This window comes from Paraburkholderia haematera (assembly GCF_905220975.1).
Classification (GTDB): Bacteria; Pseudomonadota; Gammaproteobacteria; order Burkholderiales; family Burkholderiaceae; genus Paraburkholderia; species Paraburkholderia haematera.
This window is the reverse complement of record NZ_CAJNBK010000001.1, coordinates 371,825-397,240: the sequence shown is the minus strand read 5'-3', so window position 1 is coordinate 397,240 and position 25,416 is coordinate 371,825. Positions and strand designations below refer to the sequence as shown.

At 63.6% G+C, this 25,416-nt stretch carries 18 protein-coding genes and 1 pseudogene; 10 read left to right on the top strand and 9 right to left on the bottom strand.

The window, feature by feature from the left end; all coding sequences use genetic code 11:
- The first annotated feature begins 13 nt into the window (after nt 1-13).
- From hda to panB, 6 genes are read left to right on the top strand one after another with little or no spacing between them, the layout of a single operon-like run.
- A complete protein-coding gene (hda, locus tag KHO23_RS01810; protein WP_211609091.1) occupies nt 14-775 on the top strand; it encodes a DnaA regulatory inactivator Hda in 762 nt (253 codons plus the stop codon).
- On the top strand, nt 768-1,454 hold the full coding sequence (locus KHO23_RS01805) for a histidinol-phosphatase (protein WP_211609086.1): 687 nt from the start codon (nt 768-770) through the stop codon (nt 1,452-1,454). Before hda ends, KHO23_RS01805 begins: the two co-directional genes overlap by 8 nt.
- Entirely contained in the window at nt 1,451-3,031 is a 1,581-nt protein-coding gene (gene pcnB, locus KHO23_RS01800; RefSeq protein WP_211609084.1) for a polynucleotide adenylyltransferase PcnB, read from the top strand. The genes KHO23_RS01805 and pcnB overlap by 4 nt, the downstream gene beginning before the upstream one ends.
- 48 nt (nt 3,032-3,079) lie before the next feature.
- The gene (gene folK, locus KHO23_RS01795; protein ID WP_211609080.1) at nt 3,080-3,628 is read left to right on the top strand and encodes a 2-amino-4-hydroxy-6-hydroxymethyldihydropteridine diphosphokinase; all 549 of its coding nucleotides are present in this window, start codon (nt 3,080-3,082) and stop codon (nt 3,626-3,628) included.
- The gene (locus KHO23_RS01790; protein WP_211609076.1) at nt 3,625-4,305 is read left to right on the top strand and encodes a deoxynucleoside kinase; all 681 of its coding nucleotides are present in this window, start codon (nt 3,625-3,627) and stop codon (nt 4,303-4,305) included. Before folK ends, KHO23_RS01790 begins: the two co-directional genes overlap by 4 nt.
- Before the next feature lie 36 nt (nt 4,306-4,341).
- Entirely contained in the window at nt 4,342-5,157 is an 816-nt protein-coding gene (gene panB, locus KHO23_RS01785) for a 3-methyl-2-oxobutanoate hydroxymethyltransferase (protein ID WP_211609071.1), read from the top strand.
- Nucleotides 5,158-5,491: 334 nt separating this feature from the next.
- Here panB and pabB read toward each other — a convergent pair whose 3' ends face one another.
- The 5 genes and pseudogenes from pabB to grpE all read right to left on the bottom strand — a co-directional run bounded on the left by pabB (nt 5,492) and on the right by grpE (nt 12,030).
- Nucleotides 5,492-7,381 carry an aminodeoxychorismate synthase component I gene (pabB, locus tag KHO23_RS01780; RefSeq protein WP_211609068.1) on the bottom strand — a complete coding sequence of 630 codons (1,890 nt, stop codon included), beginning with the start codon at nt 7,379-7,381 and terminating at the stop codon, nt 5,492-5,494.
- A 24-nt stretch (nt 7,382-7,405) separates the two neighbouring features.
- Complete coding sequence (gene dnaJ, locus KHO23_RS01775; protein WP_120297733.1) at nt 7,406-8,545, bottom strand: molecular chaperone DnaJ; 1,140 nt, start codon at nt 8,543-8,545, stop codon at nt 7,406-7,408.
- A 267-nt stretch (nt 8,546-8,812) separates the two neighbouring features.
- Complete coding sequence (gene dnaK, locus KHO23_RS01770) at nt 8,813-10,765, bottom strand: molecular chaperone DnaK (protein ID WP_211609065.1); 1,953 nt, start codon at nt 10,763-10,765, stop codon at nt 8,813-8,815.
- Between the two features lie 153 nt (nt 10,766-10,918).
- Nucleotides 10,919-11,363 (bottom strand): annotated as a pseudogene (locus KHO23_RS01765) (thioredoxin family protein).
- An 82-nt stretch (nt 11,364-11,445) separates the two neighbouring features.
- Nucleotides 11,446-12,030 carry a nucleotide exchange factor GrpE gene (gene grpE / locus KHO23_RS01760; RefSeq protein WP_211609817.1) on the bottom strand — a complete coding sequence of 195 codons (585 nt, stop codon included), beginning with the start codon at nt 12,028-12,030 and terminating at the stop codon, nt 11,446-11,448.
- Between the two features lie 390 nt (nt 12,031-12,420).
- Between grpE and KHO23_RS01755 the strand changes: the two genes are divergently transcribed.
- A complete protein-coding gene (locus tag KHO23_RS01755) occupies nt 12,421-12,582 on the top strand; it encodes a hypothetical protein (protein WP_012431795.1) in 162 nt (53 codons plus the stop codon).
- Here the strand turns inward: KHO23_RS01755 and KHO23_RS01750 are convergent.
- The 3 genes from KHO23_RS01750 to hrcA form a co-directional block, all read right to left on the bottom strand.
- A complete protein-coding gene (locus KHO23_RS01750) occupies nt 12,554-12,961 on the bottom strand; it encodes an RNA-binding S4 domain-containing protein (protein ID WP_211609063.1) in 408 nt (135 codons plus the stop codon). The genes KHO23_RS01755 and KHO23_RS01750 overlap by 29 nt on opposite strands.
- Nucleotides 12,962-12,969: 8 nt before the next feature.
- Entirely contained in the window at nt 12,970-14,040 is a 1,071-nt protein-coding gene (gene hemH, locus KHO23_RS01745; protein WP_211609061.1) for a ferrochelatase, read from the bottom strand.
- 185 nt (nt 14,041-14,225) lie between these two features.
- Nucleotides 14,226-15,245 carry a heat-inducible transcriptional repressor HrcA gene (hrcA, locus tag KHO23_RS01740; protein ID WP_120346113.1) on the bottom strand — a complete coding sequence of 340 codons (1,020 nt, stop codon included), beginning with the start codon at nt 15,243-15,245 and terminating at the stop codon, nt 14,226-14,228.
- 213 nt (nt 15,246-15,458) lie between these two features.
- Between hrcA and KHO23_RS01735 the strand changes: the two genes are divergently transcribed.
- A complete protein-coding gene (locus tag KHO23_RS01735) occupies nt 15,459-16,361 on the top strand; it encodes an NAD kinase (RefSeq protein WP_211609059.1) in 903 nt (300 codons plus the stop codon).
- A 112-nt stretch (nt 16,362-16,473) separates the two neighbouring features.
- Complete coding sequence (gene recN, locus KHO23_RS01730) at nt 16,474-18,144, top strand: DNA repair protein RecN (protein ID WP_211609057.1); 1,671 nt, start codon at nt 16,474-16,476, stop codon at nt 18,142-18,144.
- 17 nt (nt 18,145-18,161) lie between these two features.
- Here the strand turns inward: recN and glnE are convergent, their stop codons facing one another.
- A complete protein-coding gene (gene glnE / locus KHO23_RS01725) occupies nt 18,162-21,056 on the bottom strand; it encodes a bifunctional [glutamate--ammonia ligase]-adenylyl-L-tyrosine phosphorylase/[glutamate--ammonia-ligase] adenylyltransferase (RefSeq protein WP_456238757.1) in 2,895 nt (964 codons plus the stop codon).
- A 90-nt stretch (nt 21,057-21,146) separates the two neighbouring features.
- Here glnE and KHO23_RS01720 point away from each other — a divergent pair, with 90 nt between their 5' ends.
- Nucleotides 21,147-25,334 (top strand): YhdP family protein, encoded by a 4,188-nt coding sequence (locus KHO23_RS01720; protein WP_236066691.1) that lies wholly within the window; start codon nt 21,147-21,149, stop codon nt 25,332-25,334.
- Nucleotides 25,335-25,416 lie beyond the last annotated feature (82 nt).

The window sequence follows — 25,416 nt, the reverse complement described above, 5'->3', positions numbered from 1 at the left end:
GCATTAACCTACTGTGCTTCGTCAACTGACGCTCGATCTCGGCACCCCGCCGCCATCGACATTCGACAATTTCTTCGCCGGCGCCAACGCCGAGCTGGTCACGCGGCTGCGCGAGCTCGACAATGCGCTCGCGGCCGGGCCAGTGGCCGATCGCACCTTCTACGTCTGGGGCGAAAGCGGCAGCGGCCGCACCCATCTTTTGCAGGCGCTGGTCCACGAAGCGCCGCCGGGCCATGCGCGCTTTGCCGGTCCGCAGAGCAGCCTCGCCGCCTTCACGTTCGACCCGCGCGTCGCGCTTTATGCGATCGACGATTGCGACGGCCTGTCCGCGGCGCAGCAGATTGCCGTCTTCAACCTGTTCAACGAAGTGCGCGCGCACCCCACCAGCGCGCTCGTCGCCGCGGGCAATGCGCCGCCGATCGGCATGACGGTGCGCGAAGATCTGCGCACGCGCCTCGGCTGGGGCCTCGTATTCCACCTCGCGCCCCTGCCGGACGAAGGAAAGGCCGCGGTGCTGAAGCACGCGGCGCGCGAGCGCGGCATCATGCTTGCCGACGACGTCCCCGCCTACCTGTTGACGCACTTTCGCCGCGACATGCCAAGCCTGATGGCGTTGCTCGACGCGCTCGACCGCTTTTCGCTCGAACAGAAACGCGCGGTCACGCTGCCGCTTCTACGCACCATGCTAGCCTCGCCTGACGCCGACGATCGGCGAACGGCACCCGCCTCATCCGCTTCGCCCGCCGCTTCAAGTAAAATAGGCCCCCATGGCTAACCTCGCACTCTTCGACCTCGACCACACCCTCATTCCCACCGACAGCGACCACGAATGGGGCCGCTTCATGGTGAAACAAGGCATGGTCGACGCGGAAAACTTTGCCCGCGAAAACGACCGCTTTTTCGCCGACTACAAAGCCGGCAAGCTGGACATTCACGCGTATCTGATCGCCATGCTCACGCCGCTCTCGAAGTACACGCGCGCACAGCTTGCCGACCTTCACGCGCAGTACATGCATGAAGTGATCAAGCCGGCGATCTTCCCGGTCGCGCTGGAGCTGGTCAGGGAGCACCGTGAAGCCGGCGATCTCTGCTGCGTGGTCACGGCAACCAACGAATTCATCACCCGCCCGATCGCACAGGCGTTCGGCGTCGATGCGCTGATCGCCTGCGAAGCGGAAACCGTCGACGGCCAGCCGCATTCGCCGTATACCGGCCGCCCCACCGGCACGCCGAGCTACAAAGAAGGCAAAATTGTCCGTACCGAGGCGTGGCTGGCGTCCCTCGGCAAGACCTGGAGCGATTTCGAGCACAGCTATTTCTATAGCGACTCGCACAACGACATCCCGCTGCTCGAAAAGGTCACCGATCCGATCGCGACCAATCCCGACGAAACATTGCGCGCCCATGCGCAGGCCAAAGGCTGGCGCATCCTCGAACTCTTTCAACCCTCGTGATCAAAAAACTTATCCGCAAGCTATTCGGCCAGGACTCGGCGCCCGCTGACGACACCACGCCCGCCGAAGCCGAAGCAGACGAAGCCGGCTCGGCGCCGGCACGCAACGCGTCCGGCGCCAGCAAGGCGCGCCGCAAACCGGCACGCCCAGCCACCAAAGCCGTGCAGGACCCCGACGTGCCGGTCATCATTCCGCACGACGTGCATGGCATCGATCAGTCGCTGATCTCGAGGAACGCGATTCGCGTCACCGAGGGCCTGCAGGAAGCTGGGCATCGCGCGTTTATCGTCGGCGGTGCGGTGCGCGATCTGCTGCTCGGGATCAAGCCGAAAGACTTCGACGTCGCGACCGACGCCACGCCCGAACAGGTGCAGAAACTGTTCCGCCGCGCCCGCATCATCGGCCGCCGGTTTCAGATCGTGCACGTGCAGTTCGGCCAGGAAATCATCGAAACCTCGACGTTCCGCGCGCTGGTCGATCCGCCCGCAGCCGACGCAGCACCGCCGCGCCGTCTGAAGCGCGACGAGCTCGACCGCCGCACGCATGCGGTGGACGCCAGCGGCCGCGTGCTGCGCGACAACGTCTGGGGCGAACAGCACGAAGACGCCACGCGCCGCGACTTCACGATCAACGCGATGTACTACGATCCGGCCACGCAAACCGTGCTGGACTATCACAACGGCATGGCCGACATGCGCGCGCGTCTGTTGCGCATGATCGGCGACCCGGCCACGCGTTATCGCGAGGATCCGGTGCGCATGCTGCGCGTGGTGCGCTTTGCCGCCAAGCTCGACTTCGAAATCGAAGACACGACCCGCGCGCCGATCACCAAAATGGCCGATCTGATCAACAACGTGCCGGCCGCCCGTCTGTTCGACGAAATGCTCAAGCTGATGCTGTCGGGCCACGCGCTTGCCTGTTTGAAGCGTCTGCGCCAGGAAGGCCTGCATCACGGCCTGCTGCCGCTGCTCGACGTGGTGCTGGAGCAGCCGATCGGCGAGAAATTCATCACGCTTGCGCTGACCAATACGGACGCCCGCGTGCGCGCCGGCAAGCCGGTTTCGCCGGGCTTCCTGTTCGCCACGCTGCTGTGGCACGACGTTCAGACGCGCTGGCAACAATTTGAAGCGAACGGCGAATATCCGGTGCCGGCCCTGCATCGCGCGATGGACGAAGTCCTCGACATGCAAACCGAGAAGCTCGCGATCCACAAGCGCTTTTCGTCGGATATGCGCGAGATCTGGGGGCTGCAGCTGCGCCTAGAGAAACGCTCGGGAAGAAGCGCGCTGAAGCTGCTGGAACACCAAAGATTTAGAGCGGGGTATGATTTCCTCCTGTTGCGCTGCGAATCGGGCGAACTCGAAGAGTCGGTCGGTGCGTGGTGGACGGAGTTCATTGAAGGAGACGTCGCTGCGCGTGAGACGTTGCTTACGCAAGGCGGGAAGGACCGGAGCCCCAGAAAACGACGGCGGCGCAGCAGTGGCGCCAGAACCCGCAAACCGGGCGAGGGAATGGAGGGCGGCACGCCAGAACGCACAGCCAACGACGCGGGCCATGACGGCTCGCACGAAGACTGACACGGCGTTGGCGGTTGCCGTCGAACGATAGTTGCAGGAAGTTATGCCATGACGGTTGCTTATCTCGGCCTCGGCGCGAATCTCGGGGACGCGCGCCAGACCCTGAAAGACGCGGTGGTGTGCCTGGCCCAACAGCACACCATCACCGTGCTCGCCAAGTCGAGCCTGTATCGCACCGCCCCGATCGACGCGGGTGGTGACGATTATTTCAACTGCGTCGTGAAGGTCGACACGACGCTCCCCGTGCGGCATCTGCTTGCGCTGTGCCACAAGATCGAGCATCAGTTCGGCCGTGAACGGCCGTTTCGCAACGCCCCGCGCACGCTCGATCTGGACATCCTGCTTTTCGGCGATCAATCGATCGACGAAGCCGATCTGATCGTGCCGCATCCGCGTTTGATCGAACGCGCCTTTGCGCTCGTGCCGCTCGTCGAGATCGACGCGGCGCTGATCATCCCGCAATACGGCCGTGCCGCGGCCTTGCTTGACGGCGTGAGCGAGCAACGCATCGAGAAAGTGAAGGGCTCCTGCCAGTGCCCAATGCTTAATGCATTGGCTGTCGGCGCCCCCGCTGGGGACAAGGGCCGTTGCGAATGAATTCGCCACCGCTCACCGTCACCGCGCCGCAACTACGGCCGCCCTTCGGCTATATCGCGATCGAAGGGCCGATCGGCGTCGGCAAGACCTCGCTCGCTCGGCGGCTCGCACAGCGCTGGTCGATGCAGGAGCAGTTCGAGCGCCCACAGGGCAATCCCTTCCTCGAACGCTTTTATCGCGACACCGCGCGTTATGCGCTACCCGCACAATTGCACTTCGCGTTGCAGCGCGCGCAGCAGGCCCAGGAGGTGGCGGCCGCGCATGTGGCAGGCATCCCGCTTATCGCCGATTTCATGACGCAGAAGAACGACATCTTCGCGCGTCTGACTCTGCAGGAAGACGAGTGGCATCTGTATCGCGCCCTCGCCGCGCGACTCGAGGTGAGCGCGCCGGCACCGGATTTCGTGGTCTACCTGCAAGCCAGTCCCGAAGTGCTGTTCGCCCGCATCCAGAAGCGGGCCGTACCCATGGAACTGCAGATTTCCGACGCGTATCTGCACGCGCTTTGCGACGCCTACAACGAGTTTTTCTACCACTACGACCGCGCGCCCGTGCTGACGGTCAATGCTGAACATCTGAATCCGCTCGACTCGGACGCGGACCTTGCGCTACTCGCCGAACGCATCGAAACCATGCGTGGCCGCAAGGAATTCTTTGTCAAAGGCACGTCGCTTTAAGCGGCGCGCCCCCTCTTTTTCCAACGGATTTCCCCCATGACCTATTTGCAGGAAGCGAGCCGGAACGCCATCACCGTGCCGAAACTGCAGGCAATGCGCGACGCCGGCGAAAAGATCGCCATGCTGACCTGTTACGACGCGAGCTTCGCCGCGCTGCTGGATCGCGCGGGGGTCGACGTGCTGTTAATCGGCGATTCGCTCGGCAATGTGTTGCAAGGCCAGACGACCACGCTGCCGGTGACACTCACCGAGATCGCGTATCACACGGCAAGCGTCGCGCGGGCGCGGCCCTCGGCACTGGTGGTCGCCGACCTCCCGTTCGGCACGTACGGCACGCCGGAGGACGCGTTCAGGAGCTCGGTGGAACTCATGCGCGCCGGCGCGCAAATGGTGAAGCTCGAGGGCGGCGAGTGGCTCGCGGACACGGTACGTTTTCTGGTCGAACGGTCGATTCCGGTGTGCGCGCACGTCGGCCTCACGCCGCAATCGGTGCATGCGTTCGGCGGCTTCAAGGTGCAGGGCAAGACCGAGGCGGGCGCGAGCCAGTTGCTGCGCGACTCGCTCGCCGTGCAGAATGCGGGCGCCCAACTGATCGTCATGGAAGCGATCCCAACGTTGCTCGCGAGTGAGGTCACGAAGCAATTGCGGATTCCGACGATCGGCATCGGCGCAGGCGTGGACTGTTCGGGTCAGGTGCTGGTGCTGCACGACATGCTTGGGATTTTCCCCGGCAAGCGGCCGCGCTTTGTGAAGGATTTCATGCAGGGGCAACCGAACATCCAGGCCGCCGTAGAAGCGTACGTGCATGCGGTGAAGGATGGCTCGTTCCCGGGGCCGGAACACACGTTCTAAGCACCAGGCCTGCTAGGAATCACATTAATTGGGCACATTCGCGCCTGTTTTGGGACCCGTCTGATATCACCTGGAAACCGGGTCATCTATCTTCGTCTACCTTGTTAACGCGGCTCTGCCGCATACCGAAGAGAGATGACTATGAGCCCCTTTTGCCTGATCGACGTAGCGGGAATCCGCAACCACGCTACCGCGCCGCATGACGTGCGGGAATCCACATGGCACGCACGCCTGTTCGGATGCGTGGCCCGCCTGCTGCGTGTTCGCAACAGTTGAGCAGCCGGCTGCAGCACACAACGCCCCAAAGCCGCTAATGCCCGCAGCGCCGCTGGCCCTAGCCCAGCACGTGCGCCTGTACTGCGCCTCGCAGTGCGTTGCACACCAGAAGCGCTTCGGCGTTTAGCACATCAACTCGAGTCAGCACGCGTTCAGCCGCGTGAAGATCGAGATCCTCCAGCAGCACGCTCCGCATGATCCCGGGCAGCACACCCGAGGTTAATGGCGGCGTCCACCACCGCCCACCCAGCTTCACAAACACATTCGACCGGCCGCCTTCGGTCAACTCACCGCGCTCGTTAAAAAACAGCGTGTCGAAAGCACCCTTCGCTTCTGCTTCGCGCCAGCCGCGGTCATATTCGGCGCGGCGCGTGGTCTTGTGCCGCAGCAGCGGATCACCGGCCTGCATCGCGGGGAACGCGTGGTCCGGCCCGAGCAGTACAGCGACGGTCTCGCCGGCCAGCGGCGCCAGCACTGCGGCCGCTATCTGCACCGCGCCGTTTTTGCTCAATGCGAGGCGCATACGATGCGGGGTCTGCGCCGGCAATGCCGCACATTTCTCCGCGATTTGCGCGTGAATTTCGTTTTCGTCGTCGAGTTTGAAACCCAGCGTCGCGGCGCTCGCCGAGAGTCGTGCGAGATGGCGCGACAGATGGCGCACGCCCTCATCCCGCGTCGCATACATCGTTTCGAAGAGCTCGAAACCCGGCTCGGCGCCGGTCAGAAAGCTGGCCTTCAATTGGCACTCCGCATATTCGTCGGCGGCGACGCTGTCGAGCACGATGCCCGCGCCCACGCCCATCTTGCCTTGCAGCTCACCCGCCCGCGCGGCCGGGCTTAAGGTCAACGTGCGGATCGCCACAGATAGGCAAAAGTCGCCGCAGGTGTTTTCGCCGCTGGTCGTCGAGGGCGCATCGAGCCAGCCGATCGCGCCAGTGTAGAGTCCACGCGGCGTGCTTTCGAGCGCGTCGATCAATTGCATCGTGCGATGCTTCGGCGCACCGGTTATCGAACCGCAGGGAAACAGCGCGCGCACAATCTCGGCGAAAGTCGTGCCGGCGCGCAACGTCGAATGTACCGTCGACGTCATTTGCCAGACCGATGCATACGGTTCGACCGAAAAAAGCGCCGGCACATGGACCGAGCCCGTCTGCGCCACGCGCGACAAATCGTTGCGCAACAGGTCGACGATCATCACGTTCTCGGCGCGATTCTTCGGGTCGTTTGCAAGGAACTCGGCAGCATGACGATCGGCCACGGGATCGGCTGATCGCGGCGCCGTGCCTTTCATCGGCCGGGCGCGCAACATCGCGCCGTCCTTCTCGATGAACAACTCCGGCGAACACGACAAGACCCAGGTGTCGCCCGGTAATGCGATCAGCGCACCGTATGGCACCGGCTGACGGACCCGCAGGCGCCGATAAAGCGCGGTCGGCGAGCCGAATACATCGAAACCAAGCCGATACGTGTAGTTGACCTGATAAGAATCGCCCGCGCGCAAAGCGGCATGGATCGCGTCGATCGCGTCGTTGAATTGCTTGGGATCGACGCTCGCGCGCACGTTCGCCGTGCCCGCCACCGACGCCTCGGCCGCGCCGCCGTCGCGCTCCACCAGCCACGCATCGACGTCATCGCGCGACAGTTTCTCGCAACGGTCAAACAATAAAAAACGCAGCGCGGCATCGCCACGCTGCGTTTCTTTCAATGCCCGGTGAGAATGGCCGCCGCCGAGAAGATGCCGGCCAAACTCGTAGTCGGCAAGCACGACAGCATGCAAACCACGCAGCGTATCCGCGGCCACGGTCTCGCACACGGCTTCAAGCTGCGCGGCGTCCGCGCAAACCCGCTCACGCACAAATCCCGTGTACAGACGACTCGAACGGCGCGCCGCCGTCGCGTCGCAATCGTCGAGCAACGCGAAAACTGCGTCGCGCTCATCTGCCCTCATGCTTACCGCCAAATCGAACCGCTATTAATCGAAGAAGCTCTTCACCCGATCGAACCAGCTCTTGCTCTGCGGGCTATGCCGCGCGCCGCCTTCCACGAGCGCCTTCTCGAATTGCTGAAGCAACTCGCGCTGCGGCTCGGTGAGCTTGACCGGCGTTTCGACTTGCACATGCACGTACAGATCGCCCGCAATGCTCGAACGCAGCCCCTTGATACCCTTGCCACGCAGACGGAAGGTCTTGCCCGACTGCGTGCCTTCCGGCACCGTGAAGCTCGCGCGGCCCGCGAGGGTCGGCACTTCGATCTCACCGCCGAGCGCCGCCGTGGTGAACGGAATCGGCATCTGGCAATGCAGGTCGTCGCCGTCGCGTTCGAACACCGAGTGTTGCTTGATGTGAATCTCGACGTACAGATCGCCCGACGGACCGCCGTTGATACCCGGCTCACCATTGCCGGCCGAGCGGATGCGCATGCCGTCGTCGATACCTGCCGGGATCTTCACTTCCAGCGTCTTGGTTTCCTTCACCTTGCCCGCGCCGTGGCAGTGGCCGCACGGATCGGGGATATAGGTGCCCGTGCCGTGGCACTTCGGGCAGGTCTGCTGGATGCTGAAGAAGCCCTGCGACATCCGCACCGAACCCGAGCCGCTACAGGTCGGGCAGGTTTCCGGCTTGGTGCCGGGCTTCGCGCCCGAACCGTGACAGATTTCGCACGACACCCAGCTCGGCACGCGAATCTGCGTGTCGTAGCCGTGCGCGGCCTGTTCCAGCGTGATTTCCATGCTGTAGCGCAGATCGGCGCCGCGATACACTTGCGGGCCTGCACGGCCGCCGCCGCGTGCGGCACCGCCGGCCGCCTGGCCGAAGATGTCGCCGAAAATATCGCCGAACGCATCGGCAAAACCGCCGAAGCCTTGCGCACCGGCTCCGCCCATGTTCGGATCGACGCCCGCGTGGCCGTACTGATCGTACGCGGCACGCTTTTGCGAGTCCGACAGCATTTCATAGGCTTCCTTCACCTCTTTGAAATGCTCTTCCGCATCCTTGTTGCCCGGATTGCGGTCGGGGTGGTGCTTCATCGCAAGCTTGCGATAAGCCTTCTTGATTTCGTCGTCGCTCGCGTTCTTTGCGACGCCCAGAACCTCGTAGTAATCCCGTTTCGCCATATCGGTTCAACGCCACTCGCGCAATGGGGCGCGGTGGCTCCTCTTGAATGCTGGAGTCTTGCGACTCGTCCGGCCGTTGTTCACACCGCTTTCAGGCGGTTCAAACAACGCCCTCCATAAAACAAATGTGCCCGGAGAGCCTAAAAGGCTCGCCAGGCGTGATAACCGCTCTTGCACGTTCCTGCTGCCCGAATGGACGCAGTCCCTTGTGCAGCCGGGCCGCACACAGAGTTGTGTGCGGCTTTACGGTCGAAATGCGACCTGGCTTTAGTCTTTCTTGACTTCCTTGAACTCGGCGTCAACCACGTCGTCTTGCGGCTGGCTCGCGCCGTTCGCCGATGCGCCCGCTCCTGCCGCGCCCGCTGCCGCTGCTTCGGCACCTTGCGCTGCCTGCATGTCGGCGTACATCTTCTCGCCCATCTTCTGCGAGGCGGTCGCCACCACTTCGATCTTGGCTTCGATCGCAGCCTTGTCGCTCGACCCGCTCTTCAGCGTGTCTTCGAGGTCCTTCAGCGCGGTTTCGATCTTTTCCTTCTCACCGGCGTCGAGCTTGTCGCCGTATTCGGTGAGCGCCTTCTTCGTGCTGTGGACCAGCGCGTCGCCCTGGTTGCGGGCATCGGCCAGCTCACGCAGCTTGTGGTCTTCTTCCGCGTTCGCTTCGGCGTCCTTCACCATCTTCTCGATTTCGGCTTCGGACAGACCCGAGTTCGCCTTGATCGTGATGCGGTTTTCCTTGCCGGTCGCCTTGTCTTTCGCGCCGACGTGCAGAATACCGTTCGCGTCGATGTCGAAGCTCACTTCGATCTGCGGCGTGCCGCGCGGTGCCGGCGGAATGCCTTCGAGGTTGAACTCGCCCAGCAGCTTGTTGCCGGCTGCCATTTCGCGTTCACCCTGGAACACCTTGATCGTCACGGCTCCCTGATTGTCGTCAGCCGTCGAGTAGACCTGTGCGTGCTTGGTCGGGATCGTGGTGTTCTTGTTGATCATCTTCGTCATCACGCCGCCGAGCGTTTCGATGCCGAGCGACAGCGGGGTCACGTCGAGCAACAGAACGTCCGTGCGGTCACCCGACAGAACCTGGCCTTGAATCGCGGCGCCAACGGCTACGGCTTCGTCCGGATTCACGTCACGGCGCGGTTCCTTGCCGAAGAACTCCTTGACCTTGTCCTGCACCTTCGGCATACGGGTCATACCGCCGACCAGAATCACGTCGTCGATCTCGCCGACCTTCACGCCTGCGTCCTTGATCGCCGTGCGGCACGGTTCGATCGTGCGTTCGATCAGCTCTTCAACCAGCGCTTCCAGCTTGGCGCGCGTGATTTTCAGGTTCAAGTGCTTCGGACCCGACGCGTCGGCCGTGATGTACGGCAGGTTGATTTCGGTTTGCTGGCTCGACGAGAGTTCGATCTTCGCCTTTTCAGCCGATTCTTTCAGGCGTTGCAGTGCGAGCACGTCTTTCGACAGATCGACGCCTTGTTCCTTCTTGAACTCGCCGATGATGTAATCGATGATGCGCTGGTCGAAGTCTTCACCACCGAGGAACGTGTCGCCGTTCGTGGACAGCACTTCGAACTGCATTTCACCGTCAACGTCCGCGATTTCGATGATCGAAATGTCAAACGTGCCGCCGCCCAGGTCGAACACGGCGATCTTGCGGTCGCCCTTTTCAGCCTTGTCCAGACCGAATGCCAATGCGGCTGCGGTCGGTTCGTTGATGATCCGCTTCACTTCCAGACCGGCGATGCGACCCGCGTCTTTGGTAGCCTGACGCTGGCTGTCGTTGAAGTACGCGGGAACCGTAATCACAGCTTCCGTGACCGGCTCGCCGAGGTAATCTTCAGCGGTCTTCTTCATCTTGCGCAGCGTTTCCGCGGAGATTTGCGGCGGTGCGAGCTTCTGGTCGCGCACTTCGATCCATGCATCGCCGTTGTCGGCTTTCATGATCTTGTACGGCATCAGACCGATGTCTTTCTGCACTTCTTTTTCTTCGAAGCGGCGGCCGATCAGGCGCTTGACGGCGTACAGCGTGTTGCGCGGGTTCGTGACCGACTGACGCTTAGCCGGTGCGCCGACGAGAATTTCGCCGTCTTCCATGTAAGCGATGATCGACGGCGTGGTGCGCGCACCTTCCGAGTTCTCGATCACTTTGACCGAATTGCCTTCCATGATCGCCACGCACGAGTTGGTCGTGCCGAGGTCGATGCCGATGATTTTGCCCATTTTTACTAATCTCCTAACTTTGATCGCTGCGGGAATCGCCGTTTTTGCTCATCTGGCGGTACGGCGACCCGCTCTCAATTCCTACCTGCACTCAACATAAGTGCGTCCGCATCGTTTTCAAGACCTCTTTTACGATGCGGTCTTTAATTTTTTTCAATCGGTCGAACTTTTGCCGCTTTTTTCACCATTTGCCGTGCTGCCGACCGCATTGGCCGCCCGGACTCTGTCCGGCGCCGCCGTAGCCCCCGCCTCGAACTGCCCCAGGCCGTGCCAGCCGGTTGCCCGGCCGAGCCGCTTGCCTCCGGTAAAGGAGGAACCAGGTGGGCACGCCACGAGGCATGAAATTGCCGGCCTGGTTCGCGATGCTCGGAGACGTTGCCGTGAAACCCTCTGAGACCGGGCGCACGAATCGCATCCGGCCGCGCCAGCATCGCCGTCCCTTCCTGGCGATCTCGCGGTTAAAACAATCAAGACCCCAGAAAAACACCATGGCCAGTTCATCACCGGCCTCGGCCAGCCCTGCGTCGAATCACTCGGCGATGAGCGCCTGCATACCGAAGATGGCGAATGCAGCGGCGTCGACGGGAATGTTGGCCATCACGATGCCTGCCAGGCGGAACGGCTGAAAATCGCCTTGTAACCCGGCTGGAGACGCAACGCTCGTGCTGCGACCCGGATGCTTATTTCGGTGCCGCGACGGTCACGAGGGCAGGACGCAGCACGCGGTCGGCGATCACAAAGCCTTTTTGCAGCACGGCGACAACGGTGTTCGGTTCCTGATCGGCCGGCACCATCGAAATAGCCTGATGGCGATGCGGATCGAACTTCTCGCCGACCGGGTTCAGGGCAACGACGCGGCCCTTCTCCAGCGCGCCGGAAAGCTGGCGCAGCGTGAGTTCGACGCCTTCACGGACCTTTTGCAGGTCGTCGGACGAGTGGGCAACCGCTGCTTCGAGGCTGTCGACCACCGGCAGCAAATGCTCAGCGAAGCTTTCGATCGCGAACTTGTGGGCCTTGGCGACATCTTCCTGGGCGCGGCGGCGCACGTTCTCGGTCTCAGCCTTCGCCCGCAGGAAGCTTTCCTGCAGCTCGGTGATCTTCGCCTCCGCTTCGGCCAATGCAGCTTCGGCGCCGGCGGCCGGAGCTTCAGGAGCAGCGTTTGCCGCCGCGTCCTGCTGGGATGCAGCGGCCTCGGCGGCCTGGCGCGCGGTTTCGTCGGCGGGCGTGGGATTCTGGCTCGTCGGGTTCTCTTGCGTGTTTTCCATGTCGCTGAAAGTCGTTAAAAAAGTTAAAGCAAACGGCGGCGGCAACGCGTCAAAGCTGGCGCCATTTGTGCGTTGCAAAATTGCGACAGACAACCTGGTGCACAACCTGGTGCGTTAGCGCGGATCGAAACGGGAGATGGGGTCGAAAAGACCCATTTCAAGCGCCTCTCGCGGAACTTTTCGCGCCGCGGGCGCTCGGCAGAAATGCCCGGTTACAACCATTATTGCGTCGCAATCAGATTGAGATTGAGTGCGCCCGACAAGTGGCCTATCCTCCAATAAAGCGTCGGAAAAGACACGTTAACCCTAATCTAACGTAAACCTTACCGACATTTTTCAAATCCACCTGAATCGCCCGTTTCCATCCTGAATCTTCCCAAGGGGAGCACCGTGAAACTGACCTTTGCAATATCGGTGGTCGCATTGGTACTGATCGCGGGCACCACGACCATCTGCATGTCCGGGGCCGTCAACGATCACACCACCGAGTACGGCGGTGTGCACGCGACGATGGAACAACTGTTCAATCCCCACCTGAAAGTTTGTCGATAGTGCGCCGGTCGCGCTTGGTCGGCCTGCCGTGTAAAGCGGCGGTCGGTTCGCGATACGTCTTGCGCCGCTCCTGCTCGACCTGCCGCTTCACCCTGCTCTCTTCGGTTTCGGCATAAAGCGTCTGCGCGACGCTGGCTGGGCCACGCACGTCGCACACGCCCAGTACTTCCACCTGCCACACAATCCGTTCGATCTCGATCTCGACCAGGTCGCCGACGCGCACGTCTTTGGCCGGCTTGATGCTGGCGCCGCCGATCCGCACATGCCCTTTGTCGACGGCGTCCGCCGCGAGCGAGCGAGTCTTGAAGAAGCGCGCCGCCCAAAGCCATTTGTCGATACGCAGTTTCGCGCCCGGTTCGGTAGAAATCCTGTAATTCATGAGCCTGCTTAAGCCCCTGTCGTGTGCGGCACCGGCACCGCTTGCACGGGCCAGCCCTGCAGATTCTGAGCGACGATTTCGCCTAGCGCGGCGATCCACGGCTGCGAGGCGTTCAGGCAGGGAATCCGATGAAACTCCTTGCCACCCGCCTGCAGAAACTCGTCGCGGACTTCCATGCCAATTTCCTCAATCGTTTCAAGGCAATCGGCGGTAAAGCCCGGACAGAACACGTCGGCACGCCGCACGCCCGCCGAGCCCAATTCCTTCAGCGTAGGAGCGGTATACGGCTGCAGCCATTCGGCCTTGCCGAACCGGGACTGAAACGTAATGCGGCATTCCACCTGCGTCAATCCCAGTGCCTGCGTCAACAGCGCGCCGGTCTGCTGACATTGCTCGTGGTACGGATCGCCGAGATCCATCGTGCGCTTGGGCACACCGTGAAAACTCAGCACCAGCTTGTCTCCTGTCGCGAAATCCGGCCGGCCGTGCTGATGCCAGTAGTGATGTACCTGAGCGGCAAGCGCGGCGATATACGCCGGATGATCCGCGTACTGCCGCACAGTGCGGATTTCCGGTTGATTGCGCATGCGCCTGAGAGCCGAAAAGGCGTCGTCGAAAGCCGTGGCCGTGGTCGACGACGAGTATTGCGGATACATGGGCACCAGCAGCACACGCTCGGCGCCCGCCAGCTTGAGCTGGTTCAGCATGGCCGGAATGCCGGGGGTGCCATAGCGCATGGCATAGTCGACCAGCACCGTGTAGTCGTTCAATTGCAGCAGATGCCGCAAGCCCTCCACCTGCTTTTCCGTGAAGACACGCAGCGGCGAGCCTTCCGGCATCCACACGGCCGCGTACTTCTTCGCTGACGCACGGCTGCGGAACGGCAAAATCAGCAAACGCAGGATCACTTGCCAGAGCAAGGCCGGAATTTCGACCACACGAGGATCGGACAGGAACTGCGCAAGATAGCGACGGACCGCGCGCGGCGTCGGCGCGTCGGGCGTGCCAAGATTGATCAGCAGCACGGCGACACGGTGTGACGTGGCGTTCTGTGAAGGCCGCTCGAGGTCGAAGCGCATAGGCAACAGAAATAACCGCTTTGGGCGGAGAGTCGGTTCAGGTGGAATTCATTATAGCGGCGCGGTTCGTTGCGAGGTCCGCCAGGGACCCCTGGCCATTCGGCCAATTGGCAAGCCGCGCGCGGTCGCGCATCATTTGCTGCATGAGATGCCGCAGCCGGCGGTGACCGGTAGTAACTGCCGGGTTACTGCTGACTCAGCGTGAGAGAAAGCAGCCGCGCGGTGATGTCGACGATCGGAATCACCCGGTTGTAGGCCATGCGGGTCGGCCCGATCACACCGAGCGTGCCGACGATCTTGCCATTCACCTCATAAGGCGCGGTCACCACGCTCATTTCCTCGATCGGCACGAGATTCGACTCGCCGCCGATGAAAATCTGCACGCCCGCGGCGTGACTCGACACGTCGAGCAACTGAAGGAGACTGGTCTTTTGGTCGAACACATCGAACAGCTTGCGCAAGCGCGCCATGTCCGACGAAAGGTCGGCGACTTCGAGCAGGTTGCGCTCGCCGGAAATCAGCACGGTCTCGCCGGTGTCGGATTCATCCGTGCTGGCCGTGACCGCGGCGTGCATCAGCGTGGTCATGTCGCCGCGCAACTCGTCGATTTCTTCGCGCAGGCGGCGGCGCACGTCGTCGAACGAAAGGCCGGCGAAGTGCGCGTTGATGTAATTGGAGGCTTCCACCAGTTGCGACGGCGAGAAGTCACGCTGGGTCGCCATGATGCGGTTCTGCACGTCACCCTCGGGCGTCACGATAATCAGCAGGATCCGCTTGTCCGACAGGCGCATGAATTCGATCTGCTTGAACACGTGGCTGCGGCGCGGCGTAAGCACCACACCGGCGAACTGCGAGAGATTGGACAGCACGCTGGCCGCCGCGGCGACGATTTTCTGCGGTTCGCCCGCCTGCAGCGTAGTTTTGACGGTGCGCATGACCGCTTCTTCGTCCGCGGCGGATTCCACCGTCAGCATAGTATCCACGAACAGCCGGTAGCCACGCGGCGTCGGGATGCGGCCCGCTGAAGTATGCGGACTGATCACGAGCCCCAGGTCCTCGAGGTCGGACATCACGTTGCGGATCGTCGCCGGACTCAGCTCGAGGCCGGAATAGCGAGACAACGTGCGCGAGCCGACCGGCTGACCTTCGGCGATATAGCGCTCGATCAGCGTTTTTAGGAGGGTTTGTGCGCGGGGATCTAGCATGACGGAAAATTTTAGCTCAATGACACGACTACAGCGAGCGCTAACGGCGCCACCCCCTGACTATCGCGCCGCCGGACTACAACCGGCGCGCATGTCATCAAGATTTCACCATTCTAACGATAATCGCCCAATCCGCTCGCGCCCGCTTGAGCAGGCTCGCTACCGGGTCTTTCTGCGGTTCTTTTCAGGCCCTACCTATGGTGTAATGCCGGCATGCAAGTGACTAGCCAGTTCAAGACCGTCGCGCTCGTCGGGCGCAACAATACGCCGGGCATTGGCGAGCCGCTGACCGAGCTCGCCTCGTGCATCGCGAGGCGCGGCTTCGAGGTCGTGTTCGAAGCCGACACCGCCGCCGAGATCGGCGTCACCGACTATCCGGCGCTGCGTCCCGCCGAGATCGGCGCGCGCGCCGACGTTGCGGTGGTGCTGGGCGGCGACGGCACGATGCTGGGCATTGGCCGCCAGCTTGCGCCCTACCGCACGCCGCTGATCGGCATCAACCACGGGCGGCTCGGCTTCATTACCGACATTCCGATCTCCGACATGCGCGAGATCGTGCCGCAAATGCTCTCCGGCAACTTTGAGCGCGAAGAGCGCATGCTGCTTGAAGCGCGCATCATGCGCGACGGCAATCCGATCTACCACGCACTTGCCTTCAACGACGTGGTGGTGAACCGCAGCGGTTTCTCGGGAATGGCGGAACTGCATGTCTCGGTGGACGGGCGGTTCATGTACAACCAGCGCTCGGACGGCCTGATCGTCGCCACACCTACGGGCTCGACCGCCTACGCGCTGTCCTCGCAGGGGCCGATCCTGCACCCGCAATTACAAGGCATCGTGCTGGTGCCGATCGCGCCGCATGCGCTGTCGAACCGGCCAATCGTGCTGCCGGACGACTCGAAGGTCAGCATCCAGATCGTCTCGGGCCGGGAAGTAAACGTCAATTTCGACATGCAGTCGTTCACCTCGCTGGAATTGGGCGACACGATCGAGGTGCGCCGCTCGCGTCATACAGTGCCAATGCTGCACCCGGTCGGCTACAGCCATTTCGCGACGCTGCGCAAGAAGCTGCACTGGAACGAATATCCGTCGCACGAAGAAGATACCAAGCCCTGAGCGGCCCGGAACACCGGACCGCCGGAAAGCCGGAAAGCCAGACCGCGGGAAGATCGAAACACGAACGCCGCCGCTGCCGAACCCTGAATATCAAGCTCATCAGACGACCTCCATGCTTCGCCACCTCTCGATACGCGACTTCGTCATCGTCGCCGCGCTCGATCTCGAATTCGACAGCGGCTTTACCGTGTTCTCCGGCGAAACAGGCGCCGGCAAGTCGATCCTGATCGACGCGCTAGCGCTCGCGCTCGGCGCCCGTGCCGATGCGAGCGTGGTGCGCACCGGCGAGAGCCGCGCCGACATCACCGCGGAGTTCGACACGCATGAGCAAGTCGAGCAATGGCTCGACGCGCTGGCGCTCGGCGCAACCGCCGACGAAGGCCACCACGGCGGTACCGTGATGCTGCGTCGCGTGGTGGATGCGAACGGGCGCTCGCGGGCGTTCATCAACGGCACGGCGGCGACGCTCGCGCAGTTGCGCGAAGTCGGCGAAATGCTGGTGGATATTCACGGGCAACATGCGCACCAGTTGCTGATGCGCCCGGATGCGCAACGCGAACTGTTCGACACCCATGCGGGCCTCACGGAAACCGCTGCAACCGTCACGCGTGCATGGCGCTCGTGGCGTGAAAAGGTTCAGGCCGTCGAGCATGCGCAAACTCGCGACCGCGAACTGCAACTGGAGCGCGAGCGCCTCGCCTGGCAGCTCACCGAACTGGACAAACTTTCGCCGCAACCGGGCGAATGGGAAGAGGTCAACACCGAGCACCGGCGCCTGTCGCATTCCGCCAATCTGATCGACGGCGTTCAAGGGGCACTCGGCGCGCTGTCCGAATCGGACGAGGCGATGATCACGCATCTCGCCTCGATCGTGTCGAAAGTGCGCGACCTGGCCGAGATCGACCCAGCGCTGAACGACGTGCTGGCGGCACTGGAGCCGGCTGAGATCCAGTTGCAGGAAGCGGCCTATTCGCTCAGCCACTACGCGCAGAAGCTCGAACTGGATCCCGACCGGCTCGCCCAGGTCGAAAAGCGTCTCGACGCGCTGCACTCGGCCGCACGCAAATTCCGCTTGCAGCCGGAAACGCTGCCGGATGAACACGAAGCCCGTCGCGCGCAACTCACCGCGCTCGACGCCGCAGCCGATCTCGACAGCCTGCACGCAGCCGTTGCCAAGGCAAAAGAAGCCTTCCTGAGCGAAGCGCAAAAGCTGTCGAAGGCGCGCGCCAAGGCCGGCAAGGCCCTGGCCGCCGCGGTGACCACCGGCATGCAGGAACTCTCAATGAAAGGCGGCAGCTTCGAAGTGGCGCTGGTGCAGTTGCCCGAAGGCGGCGCGCATGGGCTGGAGCAGGTCGAATTCCGTGTCGCCGGTCATGCCGGCGTGCCGCTGCGACCGCTCGCGAAAGTTGCCTCCGGTGGAGAACTGGCGCGGATCAGTCTCGCGTTGGCTGTCATTGCGAGCGCCGCGAGTCCGACACCAACGCTGATTTTCGACGAAGTGGATACAGGGATCGGCGGCGGCGTCGCTGAAGTGGTTGGGCGGCTGCTGCATCAATTGGGACAGGCGCGTCAGGTGCTGTGCGTCACGCACTTGCCGCAGGTCGCCGCACGTGGCGACCATCATTTCCAGGTGGCGAAGGCTGGCAACGGCAAGGGTGGCACGGTCAGCAGCGTGACCTCGCTCGACCGCGCAAGCCGCGTCGAAGAGGTCGCGCGGATGCTCGGCGGACTGGAGATCACCGCGACCACCCGCAAGCACGCGAAGGAAATGCTGGCGGCCTAGGCATTCGGGCTGGAAGTTCAGCCCTGACCGAACACCCGCTCCCAAAGCCCCAATACCGCCTCGCGCTGAGTCACCACCAGCGCCGGATCGACGCGCGCCTTCTCCATCCCATCCAGCCGCAGCTTGTGCTGCAACTTCCGGTAGATCCGGTAAGCCGCGCCGACCGTCTCCGCTTCCGCCTCGCTCATCAAGCCAAAGCGCGACACTTCACGCAGCAACGCAATGTTGCCGGTATTGCGGATCAGTTCAGGATCGCTCGCCGCATGCAGCAGCACCCAGTACTGCACGGTGAATTCGATATCGACCATGCCGCCGCGATCGTGCTTCAGGTCGAACAGCGCGGTATGGTTCGGATGCCCCGCCTCGACGCGCTCGCGCATCTCGACGATTTCCTTCGCGAGCGGCCCGGCTTCGCGCGGCGTGGTCAGCACCTGTTCGCGGATCTGCTCGAATTTCGCGCCGATCTCGGCGTCGCCTGCGCAGTAGCGCGCCCGGCTCAACGCCTGATGCTCCCACACCCAGGCGGTATTCGCGGCATCGCCTTCGCGCAGTTGATAGCGGCGGAACGCATCCAGATCGGTGACGAGCAGGCCCGACTCGCCGTTCGGCCGCAGCCGCAAGTCGACATCGAACAAGGTGCCCGCGCCGGTCGCCGTCGTCAGCCAGGTGATGAGGCGGCGGGTGTAGGTGGCGTAGACGTCGGCAGCGGCATCGTCCGGATCGTCGTAGAGGAAGATGACGTCGAGGTCGGACGCGTAGCCGAGTTCCTTGCCGCCCAGCTTGCCGTACGCGATCACCGCGAACTTCGGCACCTCGCGGTGGCGTTTGGCCAACTGCTTCCAGACCGCTTCGAGCGTCACGTCGAGCACGGCGTCGGCGAGTTCGGACAAACGGTCGCTCACATGCTCGACACTCAGCCTGCCGGCCAGATCGATCAGCAGGATGCGGAATACCTCAGCCTGATGCGCGTGGCGCAGCAGATCCATCTGTTGCTCGATGCCGTCCGCTGCGGCCAGACGCAAGCGCAGCGTGCGCTTGAATTCAGGCCAGTCGAACGGACTATCCATCGCCTCGTCGTCAAGGAGTTCGTCGAGCAGTTGCGGGTGACGAATCAGATAGCCCGCGGCCCAGCGTGAACCACCCAGCACCGACAGCACCCGATGCAGCGCTTGCGGATATTCCGTCAGCAGCGCGAGGTACGCGCCGCGCCGGCTCACGGCTTCGAGCAGGTCGAAAAATCGCGCCACCGTATCGCCGCGCCGTTCGGGCGGCTCCAATGTGCGCGCGGCTTCCAGCGCACGCTGCGCGACGATGTCGAAGCGTTGCCGGCTACGCTCGGCGAGCCCCGCATAACGCGACGACTGCCACACCGCGCGCAAGCGCGCCAGCAGCTCGTCCGGCTCGGGCACGCCCAGTTCGTTCAGGCGCGCGCGCAGCGCGTCGTCAGCGCTGTCGTCGGCGAGCGCACTGCTCCAGACCCACGCCGCCGCGCCGTCTTCCGGCGCGCCGCAGCCGTCGCGGCCGCTCACCTTGTCGGCGAAAATCTGGTCGAACTGCTGTTCGACCAACTCTCGGTGCGCATCGAGCTTGAGCATCAGCGCGGCATAGTCGTCGCAACCCATGGCGCGCGCGAGCGCCACACGCTCCTCAGGATCGACCGGCATCGCGTGGGTTTGCGCGTCGTTGCGGTACTGCAGGCGGTGTTCGAGTTCACGCAGGAAGCGGTACGCCTGTGAAAGCTTCACGCACACCGAGGTATCGATCAGGCCATGCGTGGCCGCGTGGCGCAACACGGCGAGCGTCGGGCGCACCCGAAAACCGGCATCCTGGCCGCCCCGGATCAGCTGAAATACCTGCGCGCTGAATTCGATTTCGCGGATGCCGCCGCGGCCCAGCTTGATGTCGTCGGCCTTGTCGGGCCGCATCGAGGCACGCCGCTGCGCTTCCTGGCGAATCTGCAAATGCAGCGCGCGAATCGCGCTGATCACGCCGAAGTCGAGATAACGCCGATAGACGAACGGCGTGACGATCGCGTCGAGCTGCTTTTGCAGCCGCTCTGCCGACTCGCTCGCGCCTTCGGACACGAGCCGGCCCTTGATCCACGCATAGCGCTCCCACTCGCGGCCCTGCACGTAGAAATACTCTTCGAGCATGCCGAGGCTGCACACGAGCGGCCCCGAATCGCCGTTCGGCCGCAAACGCATATCGACCCGGAACACGTAACCGTCGGCGGTCACCTCGGCCAATGCGCCGATCAGGCGTTTGCCCAGACGCGTGAAAAAGTCCTGCGTGGCGATCGGCGAACGCTGACCGCCCGCAGTCTCACCGTCTTCTTCATAAACGAAGATGAGGTCGATATCCGACGATACATTCAACTCACGCCCGCCCAGCTTGCCCATCCCGACCACGCCGAGCGAGAGGCGCTCGCCCTGTGGTCCGCGCGGCTCACCGTAAAGCGTTTCGAGTTCGGCGGACACCACGGCCAAGGCCCGCTGGATCGTCGTCTCCGCCAGATCGGTCATCGCGCCGGTGACTTCCGCGACATCCGCCTCGCCCGCCAGGTCGCGCTCCATCACCGCGCAAAAAACCTCCGTGCGCAATTGGCGCAAGGCGCGTTTGAGTGCATCCTCGCTCAACGGGCCGCCGCCCGCGCCTGCTGCCTCGGCGCATAACACGTCAAAGCGCGCGTCGATCCTGTCGCGGGTGAGGGGGGCGGACGCGAGCGCCGCCACGTGCGCCACGATTTGCGGACGGGCCGCCGCGGCGCGCGCCGCGTAATGCGAATAGCTGGAACTCAGGAGAGTGGGGTCGGTCATCAAAGGTCTGGCTCGCTCGTTGCTTGATCGGCGTTGTTCAGTTTGCTGCGGCACACGGGTCCGGCGGCCTCGCGCAGCTCGCGAGACGGCATGCACAAAGGGTTTGCCGGAAGTTCGCCGACGCTTTCCCGTGTGTTACATTTCGTCGTTAATTCGCAAAACTACCATACGCCCACCCGCCGCAGCATGTCCGAGCGAAACGAATCCGCCGACCCGCACGAAACCAGGCAGGTCCGGCCCGCGAGCGGAACCGCCCACGTGGTGTTGCATCGGACGTCCCATGTGTTGCTGGCGTTCGCACTCGCCTTTTACTTCATCGCGGCGGCGCTCTTTCTTGGCCTGCGTTACGTGGTGCTGCCGCGCGTCGACTCGTTCCGGCCGCGCATCGAAGCCACGGTCTCCGAGAAGCTGCACACGCAGTTCACCATCGGCAAGCTGGCGCCGCATTGGAGCGGTTTTCAGCCGGGCCTCGACGTCACCGATATCGTCATCCGCGACCATGAAGGCAAAGCGGCGCTGACTATTCCGCACGCCACCGCCACGCTCTCGTGGAAGTCGCTGTGGCAATTCCATCCCGCGCTTTCCAGCCTGATTGTCGATCAACCGGACGTGCTGGTGTCGCGCAGCAGCGACGGCGTGATTTCGGTGGCGGGCGTGCCGGTGCCCACCCGGCACAGCGGCAACGACACGCTCTCCACCTGGCTATTGCGCCAACAGGCGATCGTGGTGCGCGGCGGCGTGCTGCGTTGGCGCGACGCCCAGCACGACGCGCCGAAACTCGCCCTACGCGACATCCGGATCGCGATTCTCAACGACGGCTACGATCACCGGCTCGCGTTGCAAGCGCCCGCCGACGGCCAGGTGCTGCATGGGCCGATCGACTTCCGCACACATTTCAGGCACGCCCGCCTCTCCGCGATCGGCAAGCCGGTCAACTGGGCCGGCCAGGTCTATATGTCGACCGGTCCGGTCGATCTGCCGACCCTTGCGCGCTACATCAATATCCCGATCGAGATGTTCGCCGGCCGCATCGACAATGCGATCTGGGCCGACTTCGCCGATGGCCATATGACGTCGGCGAGCGGCAAGCTGGCCGGCACAAATGTCTCGATGCGGGTACGCCCAACCCAGCCCAAGCTGGTCGTGCCGATCGCCAATTTCTCATGGCGTGTCGGGGTCGGCCCGGGCGACTACACGCTGCAACTGAAGAATTTGCGCGCCGAGCTCGGTCAGCCGCCGCTCGACGACGGTACGCCGCTCACCCGCACCCTCGCGCTAACCACGCTGAACGGCCAGTACCGGACCGCCTCGCTGCAGCATGGGCAATTCGTCAGCGTCAGCGGCGATCGCGTCGACCTGGGCATCCTCGCCGAATTCGCCCGCGCGCTGCCGTTCCCGCGACCCTTGCTGAACAATCTGGTGCGCTTCAATCCGCGTGGCATGGTGGCGAACTACGTGATTGAAGTCGAACGCGGCAAACCCGAATCCGGCGAAGCGGGCAGCGACCACCGGCCGAGCGGCGCCGAGCCGATTGAGCGCTATCGTTTCAAGGGCGACCTGCAGGGCATCAGCATCGCCGCGCAGGAACCGCCGCCGGGGCTCACCCCGCTGAATCACCCGCGCGCGGGCATTCCCGGCATCGAAAACCTGTGGGGCACGGTCGACGCCGACGAAAACCACGGCACCGCGACGCTCGACACCTCCAACGTCGCGATTACGCTGCCGGGCGTGTTCGACGACCCGCGGCTGAAGCTCGATCGCATGCACGGCCGGGCCGACTGGACGATCGCGCCAAAAGCGCCGGGTGAAAATCACCGTGCCTTCGCCGTCAAGCTGGCCGACTTCGGCATCTCGAACGCGGACGCCGACGCTACCGCCACCGCCGATTACAGCAACCCGGGACATGGACGCGGCTCCCTCGACCTGAAAGCCGACTTCCAGCGGGCGCAAGTCGCGCGCATCGTCCGCTATCTGCCGACCAGCATCAGCGAAAAGTTGCGCATCTACCTTGGCCATGGGCTGCAAGCCGGCGTATCGCACGGCGCGACAATCGAAATTCATGGCGATCTGACCAAATTCCCCTACTCCCGCGCGCCGGAAGCCGGAATCTTCCATATCGTCGCGCCGTTCAAGGGCGGCAAGTTCGACCCGTCACCGTACCCGCCGCGCAAGATGAAGAACGGCACGCCGAACGTCTGGCCGCCGCTGGATGGCATCGACGGCGTGTTCGAGCTCAAGCAGAACGTGCTGCGCTTCGATGTCGACCGCGCCCGTTACAAGCAGGTCGCTTTGAACAAGGTGAACGGCAGGATCGACGATCTAGGCACGAAGGCGTCCGACCTCGTCATCACGGGCAACGGCCGCGGGCCGCTTGCCGACATGCTCGACTACGTCAACGAAAGCTCGCTCGGCATCATGTCCAAACATGCGACCGAGAAAGTGCACGCCGAAGGGCCCGCCGCGCTCGCGCTCAAACTGACCGTGCCGCGCACGCCGAAGCCGCATATCGGCGTGGAAGGCGCGGTGGGCTTCCAGAACAATCGTTTGACCGTCGATAACGTGCCGCCGTTGTCGCAACTGAACGGCAAGGTGCACTTTACCGAACATACGGCGCAGCTCGACCGGCTCTCGGGCCAGTTCCTCGGCGGTGACGTGCATGCGAACGGCGGCCTGAAGCAGGACGGCACGTATGCGCTCACCCTCGGCGGCCACATCGCCGTGGATGCCGCGCGCGGCCTGAATCTGCATGGCCCGGCCGCCCAGGTGCTGACGCGCATGAGCGGCAGCGCGCCCTACGCGCTCAGCGTGCGCGGCGCCAAGGGGCGCTTGCCGGAGGTCACGGCGAACTCCGATCTGAGCGGCCTTGCGCTCGACTTCCCCGCACCGTTCGACAAACCGGTCGGCACGCCAATGCCGTTGCACTTCGCGGTCGGTCCGTCGACCGGCGCGGGCGAGGCCGGTCTGGAACGCGCCGATCTCACCTTCGGTCCGATCGCCGCCACGTACCTGCTGCGTTACCAGCCCAAAACACCGCCAACGGTCGTGAGCGGCGCGATCGGCGTCAACAAGCCCGCCGACTTGCCGTCCGATGGCGTGATCGCCGCCGTCGAGCTCGAAGCGTTCGACGCCGACGCCTGGCGCACGCTCGTTACGCAGATGCGCAACAAGGAAGCCCCCGCAGCCGCGGCAGCGCCGGCTGCGCCGAATCCGACCCTCGCCCAATTTTTGCCGAACCGCTTCGCGCTGCACATCGGCACACTGACGCTGCTCAAGCGGCACTGGGACAGCGTGATCGTCGGCGCGTCGCATGCGGACAATAAATGGCAGGCCAATATCGCGTCGAACCAGGTGTCGGGCCACGTTTCCTGGCTGCCCGGCGCCAATAAGGAATCGCCGGGCACGCTTCAGGCGCGCTTTGCCCGCGTGGTGATTCCCTCGGCCACCGACAAGGATCTGCTCGGCCAGGCCATGTCCGCGCCGGCGCAGAACATGCCGTCGATCGATCTGGTGGTCAACGAGTTGATCGTGCGCGATCGCAACATTGGCCGGCTCGAAGTCGACGCACACAACTTCCAGGAAGACGGCGTGCCGGTCTGGCAGCTCGACAAGCTCGACATCACCAATCCCGCCGCCACGCTGACCGCCACCGCGAACTGGCGCACGTCGACAGGCCTTGGCAACGCCGCCGACGAAACAACGCCACGCCGTACCGTGTTCAATTTCAAACTCGACATCAAGGACGCCGGCGCACTGCTGGAGCGTTTTGGCAAACCGCACACGATCAAGGCCGGCAACGGTACGCTGTCGGGCAAGGTTGTGTGGCGCGGCGGCCCGACCGCCATCGACTATCCGACGCTCAACGGCAATCTGGCCGTCGATCTGCGCCATGGGCAGATTCTCAAAGTCGACCCGGGCGTCGCGAAACTGCTGGGCCTGCTCAGTCTGCAAAGCCTTGAGCGTGTCGCAACGCTCAATTTCCGCGACGTGATCGGCGAAGGGCTACCGTTCGAGCGCGTCACCGGTACGGGCGAGATTCACAATGGCATTGGCCGCACCGAGAACTTCGAGATGGTGACGGCGCCGGCCCGTGCTGAGATGAAGGGCTCGGTGGATCTGGCGCAGGAAACCCAGGATCTGCACGTGCAGGTTGTGCCGACCATCAGCGCCGGTGCTGCCGTGATCGCCGCGACCGTGATCAATCCGTTCCTCGGGCTTGGCGCGCTGGTGGCCGATCTGGCGTTCAGCAAATCGGTCTCCACGGCGTTTGCGCGCGAGTACGCGATCACCGGTTCGTGGTCGAAACCGCACATCGAGCGGGTGAAGAGCGATCGCGGTAAGATGGACGCTCCGGCTTCGACCGTGGAAGCGAATTGAGCCCGATCCGATCCGTTGTTTGATCAGAAGAGCGCCGCGCCGCACCACGGGCCCCAGCCAGCCTTGAACGACGTATGCGGCG